Here is a 3,179-nt window from a genome sequence, read left to right as displayed (position 1 = left end):
CAGTTCACCTTTTCAAGGAAACAGCGAACTGCCCCTTGGCTTTTGACGATGGTCCGGACGGACAATGTTCGGATCGCGCTAACTCCGCATGCCCGGCGCTTCCTGCCCCGTGCTCTCGACATATTAGGTGTAGCCGCCGCCATAGGTGTGGATGCCTTCCGGCGTCAGTTCCAGCACGCGGTTCGAGAGCGCGGCCAAAAAGTGCCGGTCGTGCGAGACGAACAGCATGGTGCCTTCATACTGCGAAAGCGCCGTGATCAACATCTCCTTGGTGGCGATGTCGAGATGGTTGGTCGGCTCGTCCAGCACCAGCAGATTGGGCGGGTCGAACAGCATCAGCGCCATCACCAGCCGCGCCTTCTCGCCGCCTGACAGCACGCGGCACTTCTTCTCGATCTCGTCGCCGGAAAAGCCGAAGCAGCCGGCAAGTGCGCGAAGCGGCGCCTGGCCGGCCTGCGGAAAGGCGTCTTCCAGCGTCTGGAACACGGTGCGCTCGCCTTCGAGCACCTCCATGGCGTGCTGGGCGAAATAGCCCATTTTCACGCTCGGCCCCCGCGCCACCGTGCCGGTGTCGGGATCGGAGGCACCCGCCACCAGCTTCAGCAGCGTCGACTTGCCGGCGCCATTGACGCCCATGATGCACCAGCGCTCGCGGCGGCGGACCTGGAAGTCGAGCCCTTCATAGATGGTGCGGCTGCCATAGGCCTTGTTGACGTTCTTCAGGGTCACGACATCCTCGCCGCAGCGCGGCGCCGGCTGGAACTCGAAATTCACGATCTGGCGGCGCTTGGGCGGCTCGACGCGGTCGATCTTGTCGAGCTTCTTGACCCGGCTCTGCACCTGGGCGGCATGCGACGCGCGCGCCTTGAAGCGCTCGATGAAGGCGATCTCCTTGGCCAGCATCGCCTGCTGGCGCTCGAACTGCGCCTGCTGCTGCTTGTCGGCGATGGCCCGCTGCTGCTGGTAGAACTCGTAGTTCCCCGAATAGGCCGTCAGCGACCCCGCATCGATCTCGACGATCTTGTTGACGATGCGGTTCATGAACTCCCGATCATGCGAGGTCATCAGCAGCGCCCCCTCGTAGCGCTTCAAAAAGTCCTCGAGCCAGATCAGGCTCTCGATATCGAGATGGTTGCTGGGCTCGTCGAGCAGCAGAACATCGGGTCGCATCAGCAGAATCTTGCCCAACTCCACCCGCATCTTCCAACCGCCCGACAGCGCCCCGACATCGCCGTCCATCGTCTCCTGGCTGAACCCGAGCCCGTTCAGCACCTCGCGCGCCCGCGCATCGAGGCTGTAGCCGTCGAGTTCCTGGAACTGCCCCTGCACCTCGCCATAGCGGGTGATGATCTCGTCCATCTCGTCGGCCCGCTCCGGGTCCGCCATCGCCCCTTCGAGCGCGGTCATCTCCGCGATGAGCGCCCCGGCCGGCCCGGCGCCCTCCATCACTTCGGCCACGGCGCTGCGGCCCGACATGTCGCCAACATCCTGGCTGAAATAGCCGATCGTCACCCCGCGATCGACCGCCACCTGCCCCTCGTCCGGCTGCTCCTCGCCGGTGATCATCCGGAACAAGGTGGTCTTTCCCGCCCCGTTCGGCCCCACCAGCCCGACCTTCTCGCCCTTCTGCAGAGCCGCCGAGGCCTCGATGAAGACGATCTGCTTGCCGTTCTGCTTGCCGATATTTTCGAGACGAATCATGGAATTGCGAGGCCCTTGAGCTGCGTCGGGCCATCACGCGAAAATCGCGACCGCGAACAAGTGGGTGCGTAAAGCATCTGCCGGCCGGCTAGGCAAGCGCATCGGCGTCACAGGCCGGTGCGGCGCCCGGAAGCGAGGCCGCTTTCGCGCAATTCGCAAGGAAGCGCGGCAAGACCGGCCAAGCACCTCGCAGCGCCGGCCGTCATATTGCAGGCAAGGAACCCGCCACCCCGGACCCAGCGAGCGATCGCTCATGCCGCTCGCCGCACCGCCCGGCCTGGCTTCCCAACCAGGGACACCCAATGCGCACCATCTCGATTGTGGGCCTCATCACACTTCTCACCGTAACGCTCGCAGCCTCTAACGCCTCTGCCGCGGGGCTCGATTGCACCGTGACCGGCCAGATCGACCCGGCCTCGGCGCAGACGGACATCATGTCGGTGCTGCCGCCGGATGTGGATCTCGCGGCGCCGGACGGGTTGAGGTCCGCGGTGTTCACGCTGCTGCTCCAGGGCGTCGCTCCCAACGTCGTGCTCAACAACCTGATCTCCGCCTATTGCCCCACTGTCGCCGCCGATCAGTCGCTTACGGATGCCGAGAAGACGCAGCGGGTCCTCACCTTCTCGCAGGAGGCCACCCGGCTCATCTATTCCAAGAACGCGCCGCTGGCGCAGCCAAATCAGGTACTCACCAACACCCCCTAGTATTGTTGGTATTATATGGTCGCCGCAAAGCAACAAACCTCTGTATGATGTCGAACATCAATAATATGCTCTATCCATATCTATATCTGATCGAAACTGACGTTGACTAGTACTTATCGTTTGCGCTGGAGACGAGGTGAAACACCACTGATGCCTATCGTCCCCCAGTCGCATCAATGAGGAAATGTCTATGTTCAGCAAAAAGATCATCGCCAGTATCGTCGCCGGAGTGACGCTGCTGGCCAGCGCCGGTGTAGCGATGGCGTACCCCAGCGAAACCCTTCGCCCGGCAACCGTCCACTCCGGCCCCGGCCCCAGGTACTCGGTCGTCGGCACGATTCCCGCCGGTGAATCCGTGAATGTCACGGCGTGCCAGACTGGCTGGTGCTTCGTCCAGAGCCCGGGGCCATCCGGTTGGGTTGGCGCCGGCGCCCTCGAACGCAGGCTCTATCGGCGTTGGTACGGCGATGGCTTCTGGTACTCGCACCACCATCACTACTACCGCTATCCAATGCACCGGCCTTACCCCTATGCACCGCATGGGCGTCCGTTCGGGGGACATCCCTTCACCGGGCATCCGTTCGGCGGGCATCCGTTTGGTGGGCACCCGTTCGTAGGTGATCCCGCCGGTGCACATCCGGGCGGCGGCTTTGGCGGACATCCAGGCGGCGGCTTCGGCGGACATCCCGGTGGCGGCTTCGGCGGCGGCTTCGGCGGTGGGCACGGCGGCGGCGGCTTCGGCGGCGGCCATGGTGGCGGCGGCTTCGGCGGTGG

3 protein-coding genes are annotated in these 3,179 nt (G+C 64.2%); 2 read left to right on the top strand and 1 reads right to left on the bottom strand.

The window, feature by feature from the left end; all coding sequences use genetic code 11:
- Positions 1–123 precede the first annotated feature (123 nt).
- On the bottom strand, positions 124–1,701 hold the full coding sequence (locus JWQ89_RS02525; protein WP_299638137.1) for an ABC-F family ATP-binding cassette domain-containing protein: 1,578 nt from the start codon (positions 1,699–1,701) through the stop codon (positions 124–126).
- A gap of 302 nt (positions 1,702–2,003) precedes the next feature.
- Between JWQ89_RS02525 and JWQ89_RS02520 the strand changes: the two genes are divergently transcribed.
- On the top strand, positions 2,004–2,405 hold the full coding sequence (locus tag JWQ89_RS02520) for a hypothetical protein (RefSeq protein ID WP_299638135.1): 402 nt from the start codon (positions 2,004–2,006) through the stop codon (positions 2,403–2,405).
- Positions 2,406–2,595: 190 nt separating this feature from the next.
- Positions 2,596–3,179 (top strand): SH3 domain-containing protein (locus tag JWQ89_RS02515; protein ID WP_299638134.1); only part of this gene is annotated, 584 nt, incomplete at its 3' end.

The organism is Devosia sp., assembly GCF_028290645.1.
Taxonomy (GTDB): domain Bacteria; phylum Pseudomonadota; class Alphaproteobacteria; order Rhizobiales; family Devosiaceae; genus Devosia_A.
This window is presented reverse-complemented; position numbering and strand designations above follow the sequence as displayed.